This window comes from Microcystis sp. M44BS1, assembly GCF_020244875.1.
In the GTDB taxonomy this organism is placed as follows: Bacteria; Cyanobacteriota; Cyanobacteriia; order Cyanobacteriales; family Microcystaceae; genus Microcystis; species Microcystis panniformis.
In genome coordinates, this window is sequence record NZ_JADBVM010000213.1 from 1 (window position 1) to 5,479 (window position 5,479).

Consider the following 5,479-nt stretch of genomic DNA (forward strand, 5'->3'; position numbering starts at 1 on the left):
AACTAATCCTATTGAAAGATTAAATAATACCTTTCGACAAAGGATTTCTCGGTTGGTGAGAGAGAGTCTATCTTTCTCTAAAAAAATGGAGAATCACGTTGGGGAACCCTTTGGTATTTTATCCATGACTACAATGCACACCTGGCAAAGGATTAAGCCGCCATCACTACTACCGAATCACCACCCCTGTTTAGATCATCCTAATGCCGCTAATCAAATCTTTTTAATTAGCGATAACCAAGCTGTTTCGACTCCCCAATTAATTCGACTCATTGCTCAACAAATTCAACAACCCTGTCAACTGCTACCCGTCCCCACTACCCTGCTTAGATTCTTAGGTTATCTGGGTGATAGGGTAGAATCTATAACAGGGAAAAACCTCCCTTTTAATACCTATAATATCGATCGCTTGCTTGGTTCTCTTGCCGTTGACTCTAGCTATATTCAAAAAACTTTGGATTGGCAACCTCCCTTTACTTTAGAGCAAGGATTAGCTCGAACAATTCAGCCAGAAAATTAGTGATCAGCTGGTCAAAAAGACTTCATAATTCAAGTTCCGCTTTGACGAAATCGGCAGTTTTATGGAGAGAAAACCCCACTTTAGCGGCTATCATCTGCATAGCGCGGTTATCCCTTAAAATTTCCCCTTCAATTCCCTCTAATCCTTCCTTTTTGCCAATAGTGACTAAACGCTGTAGTAATTCTGTACCAATTCCTTGACCTTGATAGTCATCCCTAACTAATAGGTCAAATTCCGCCACATTAACGCCGTGCAGTTTATTTAAGCGTCCTATAGCGATAATTTCTGGTTCTTCCGTCTGATCGTTATTAATCTCTACCACTAAGCTCATTACTCGATCGTAGTCGATAAAACAAATGCGCGTAAGACGATCATAAGCGGTTTGGCGATCGAGATTGACAAGATGAAAATAACGATAATAAATGGTTTCTTCCGAGAGATAATGGTGAAATTGTCGCACTAAAGGCTCATCCGCTGCCTGAATTGGACGAATTAGCACCTTTAATCCTCTTTTCGTCGTCCAAGGTTCTATGTAATGTTCGGGATAGGGACGAATCGCCGGATGAGATAACTTTTCTGGGGGAGTAGTTGGAGGATGAAGAAGGATAGAAGCGGAAAGAGCGATTAATTGCTCTGAATCGGCAAAAAAGGGATTAATATCGATAGTTTTAATGCGAGGTTGTTCACTAACCAGGTGACTAAATCTCACGATTATTTGCTCCAAATTCGCTAAATTAAGCGATTTAAGCCCATTTAGTCCCTGAAAAGCCCGATAAATCTTGGTTTTTTCTAAAAGTCGGCGAGCGAGATTAGTATTTAAAGGAGGTAGAGCGGTGGCGTAATCTTGAAAAATATCGACTAAACGACCACCAGTGCCGAAAATTATCACCGGTCCGCACTGATCATCGTAATTAGAGCCGATAATTAACTCATATCCTCGATCGATTTCTAACATCGGTTGAATAATCACCCCGAGAAAATGCTCCCCACCCACTTGTGCGCTAACATTAGCTTTGATAGCCTGATATGCTTGTACCACTGCCCTAGGGGAAAAAAGCGGCAATTGTACCCCACCCACCGCGCTTTTATGGATAATCGTCTGGGAATGCAGTTTCATCACCACGGGATAACCGAGAGATTCGGCGAGATTAACTGCTTCTGCAGCATTTTCAGCGATTTCAGTGACCATAACAGGGATTCCATAAGCTTTCAGTATAGCTAAAGACTCTGGCTCACTGAGAATTGTTCTATCCCCTGCTTGCTCGATAATCTGGCCCACTAAAACTCGATCGGAGCCATTTTCCTGAGAATTGGCTAAAATTGGCGTTTGATAAAGACCGCGCAGATTCTCTTCATATTTCCAGAGCAAATTAAACACCCGGGCTGCCGAATCGGGATAGCGATAGGTGGGGATACCCTGCTGATTTAATAACGCTACCCCCTCTGCAATGCCCTCTCCCCCCATCAAACTTGCTAAAATGGGTTTTTTGCTATTTTGAGCGATTGAAGCGATTCTATGGGCGATTTCTCGCAGATCGGTGTTAAAACGAGGCGAGAGAATCATCAACACCGCGTCGGTATGTGCATCCGCTAAAGCGATCTCTAGGGCGCGAGCGTAGCTATCGGGATCGCTGCCGCGACGCAGATCGATGGGATTTTGGGGGACGATATCCGCGGGAACAAGAGGCGCTAGTTTTTCGATCGTTGCGGGGGTAAGGGTTGCCAGTTGTCCATCTTCCGCCAGTAAAGCCGAGGCCGCTAAAAGAGCGGGAGCCACACCATTGCTGATGATTGTCAAGCGTTTTCCCCGGGGAAATCGGGGAATTTTCGCTAAAACTTGCGTGATATTCAAGAGATCGGCCAGTCTTTGTACTTCCACGATGCCACAGCGAGCAAAGGCAGCGGAGAGAGTTAGCTGATCGCTGGTCAATTTGCCAGCATGGGAAAGAGAAGTGGGGTCAAAGTCGGTACTGTGGCGACTAATGGCGATAATTGGTTTATTTAGGGCAACTTCTCGGGCCGAGGACAGAAAAGAGCGGGCATTATTCAGGGATTCTAGGTAGATAACGATGCTTTTGGTTTGGGGATCGTCTCCTAAATAATAGAGTAATTCGCCCCAATCCACATCTAAAAGGACTCCGAGGGAGATGAAGTGACTAAACCCGACATTTTCGCTTAAACTCCAATCAAGCACGGCAGCAGCGATCGCCCCACTTTGACTAATCAGAGCAATTGAACCGGTTTTCGGCAGGATGGGGGAAAAGGTGGCGTTAAGATTTTGGCTTATATTGCAGATTCCTGAGCTATGGGGACCGATTATGCGTAATTTTTGACCAGCGATCGCTTTAATTTCCCTAAGTAAATTTTCCCCCATCTGTCCAGTTTCCCGAAAACCCGTGGAGAGAATCAGGGCGCATTTAACCTTTTTTTCGACAGATTGGGCGATAATAGCGGGAATTTCGGGAGCAGGGGCGGTGATAATTACCAGATCGATCGCCGTCTGGATATCCTCTAAACTGCTATAGGTGGGAAGAGCGAGCCAGTTTTCGGGGTGAGGATTAACTAGATAAAGGCGGTGCTGACCGGGATTATGATGGAGATTATTTAAAAGAGTGCGATCGAGTTGGGGATTTTGGCGATTAAATCCCACCACAGCGATGGTTTTTGGCTCAAAAAAGGCTCTTATGGTTTGATGTTCGCCACCACGAGGCTCTAAGATGGGATTTAACATAAGTAAGCTAGGAGATATTTAAAATGGGTATTGTTAAGTGAGCTAAAAAAGCAGCTAACCCTTACTGTTCCAGTGTTCCGGTGTTCCCCGATCAACCTAGACCAATTTTAGCTGTTTAATCAGGCTTCGATCGGTGTAATTAATTTTGTCTAGGTAGGGTTGGCAATAAAACAGCCCTAGCCGATGAACATTTTCCCCAAGAGATCTAGTAAACTATCTGATGCTGTAAATATTTAGAGACAGACGATGGAACTGGAATATCCCGAGGATTTGAGATACCTAGAAACCCACGAATACGTCAGACTCGAAGGTGAAATCGCTACCTTGGGAATTAGTGCTTTTGCCGTCGATCAATTGGGTGATATCGTGTTTCTAGAATTGCCCGAATTGGGAGAGGCGCTGAAAGTGGGTAGTAGTTTCGGCACGATCGAATCGGTAAAAGCGGTAGAAGAGCTTTATCCTCCCGTCTCGGGAACCGTAGTCGATCGCAATCAAGGGATGATTGACTCCCCCGAATTAATTGCCGATGATCCCCACGGGGAGGGTTGGTTATTAAAAGTGCGGGTAGAAAATCCCGATACTGCCTTGGCTGACACCCTCTCCGCTAGTGAATACCGCGCCCAAGTAGCAGGGGAAAGTTAACTAATATTAACAACAGGGAGCCAGACCCTCACACTATCATAAGCATAGAAAGAATTAAAAATCCAGGAAGCGATCGAGTCTTCCTGATTTTTGTCTCTAAACCGTGCTGAGACGAAATTCTTGCCCGAATCGAGTGAGGTTTCACTATTTACCCAATCTATGCTAAATCCTAATCTCGCGGCGATCGAACTTTCCCAAGAGGAGGTTCAACGCTACTCTCGACACATTATTCTGCCCGAAGTGGGCTTAGAAGGTCAAAAAAAACTAAAAGCCGCCAGTGTTCTCTGCATCGGCACCGGGGGACTCGGTTCCCCGCTTTTACTCTATCTAGCGGCGGCTGGCATCGGTAGAATTGGTATTGTTGACTTCGATATCGTCGATAGTTCCAATCTGCAACGTCAAATTATTCACGGCACTTCTTGGGTAGGTAAACCGAAAATTGTTTCCGCTAAGGACAGAATTCTAGAAATTAACCCCTATTGTCAGGTGGATTTGTACGAAACCCGCATAAGTTCCGAAAATGCCCTTGACATTTTAGCCCCCTATGATGTAGTTATCGACGGGACGGATAATTTCCCCACCCGTTATCTGACTAATGATGCTTGTGTTCTTCTCGACAAACCCAACGTCTATGGCTCAATTTTCCGCTTTGAAGGACAGGCAACCGTTTTTAACTACCAAGGCGGTCCCAACTACCGCGATCTCTATCCCGAACCGCCACCACCGGGGATGGTTCCCTCCTGTGCGGAAGGCGGCGTTTTAGGGGTTTTACCCGGAGTAATCGGCACAATTCAAGCCACAGAAGCCATTAAAATTATCCTCGGCGCTCCGGATACCCTCAGTGGTCGTTTACTGCTCTACAATGCTTGGGAAATGAAATTCCGCGAGTTAAAATTGCGTCCGAATCCTATCCGTCCCGTCATTGAAAAACTAATTGATTACGAACAATTCTGCGGTATCCCGCAAGCAAAAGCACAAGAAGCAGCAGAACAGCAAAAAATGACAGAAATGACCGTAGTAGAGTTAAAAGCACTAATTGACAGCAATGCCAATGATTACATTCTCATCGATGTGCGTAATCCCAACGAGTACCAAATCGCTAAGATCCCCAACTCGGTGTTAATTCCCCTACCCGATATCGAAAACGGTGCGGCAATTCCCAAAATTAAGGAATTAGTCAACGGTTATCGTCTTATCGCCCATTGTAAGATGGGGGGACGTTCCGCTAAAGCCCTCGCTATCCTCAAAGAGGCAGGTATCGAAGGAATTAACGTCAAAGGTGGTATCAGCGCCTGGAGTCGCGAAGTCGATTCCACCGTACCAGAATACTAATTTCGGTCCTTGGGTGTTAGGGTGTTAGGGTTTTGGGGTTTTGGGGTATTAGGGTATTAGTCGAATTCCCCCATCTCCCCATCTCCCCATCTCCCCATCTCCCCATCTCCCCATCTCCCCATCTCCCCATCTCCCCATCTCCCCCTCTCCCCATCTCCCCATCTCCCCATCTCCCCATCTCCCCATCTCCCCATCTCCCCATCTCCCCATCTCCCCATCTCCCCATCTCCCCATCTCCCCATCTCCCCATCTCC

General features: G+C 46.0%; 3 protein-coding genes and 3 pseudogenes. 4 read left to right on the forward strand and 2 right to left on the reverse strand.

Annotation, left to right across the window (positions count from 1 at the left end; translation table 11 throughout):
* Positions 1-156, forward strand: a pseudogene (locus IM515_RS16755) (IS1 family transposase); the annotation flags it as partial.
* Positions 157-187: 31 nt separating this feature from the next.
* Positions 188-520, forward strand: a pseudogene (locus IM515_RS16760) (NAD-dependent epimerase/dehydratase family protein); the annotation flags it as partial.
* Between the two features lie 22 nt (positions 521-542).
* Here IM515_RS16760 and IM515_RS16765 read toward each other — a convergent pair.
* Entirely contained in the window at positions 543-3,251 is a 2,709-nt protein-coding gene (locus IM515_RS16765) for a bifunctional acetate--CoA ligase family protein/GNAT family N-acetyltransferase (protein WP_287630069.1), read from the reverse strand.
* Positions 3,252-3,497: 246 nt separating this feature from the next.
* On the opposite strand from IM515_RS16765, the gene gcvH reads away from it, so the two are divergent.
* Positions 3,498-3,893 (forward strand): glycine cleavage system protein GcvH, encoded by a 396-nt coding sequence (gene gcvH, locus IM515_RS16770; protein ID WP_287630070.1) that lies wholly within the window; start codon positions 3,498-3,500, stop codon positions 3,891-3,893.
* Positions 3,894-4,052: 159 nt separating this feature from the next.
* Positions 4,053-5,225: a molybdopterin-synthase adenylyltransferase MoeB gene (moeB, locus tag IM515_RS16775; RefSeq protein ID WP_287630072.1), complete on the forward strand. Its 1,173-nt coding sequence runs from the start codon at positions 4,053-4,055 to the stop codon at positions 5,223-5,225.
* 16 nt (positions 5,226-5,241) lie between these two features.
* Here moeB and IM515_RS16780 read toward each other — a convergent pair.
* Positions 5,242-5,479, reverse strand: a pseudogene (locus IM515_RS16780) (hypothetical protein); the annotation flags it as partial.

What these genes read in the sequence shown, in the direction of transcription:
- moeB (WP_287630072.1), top strand. Translation starts at nt 4,053, where the DNA reads ATGCTAAATCCTAATCTCGCGGCGATCGAACTTTCCCAAGAGGAGGTT.
- gcvH (WP_287630070.1), top strand. Translation starts at nt 3,498, where the DNA reads ATGGAACTGGAATATCCCGAGGATTTGAGATACCTAGAAACCCACGAA.
- IM515_RS16765 (WP_287630069.1), bottom strand. Translation starts at nt 3,251, where the DNA reads ATGTTAAATCCCATCTTAGAGCCTCGTGGTGGCGAACATCAAACCATA.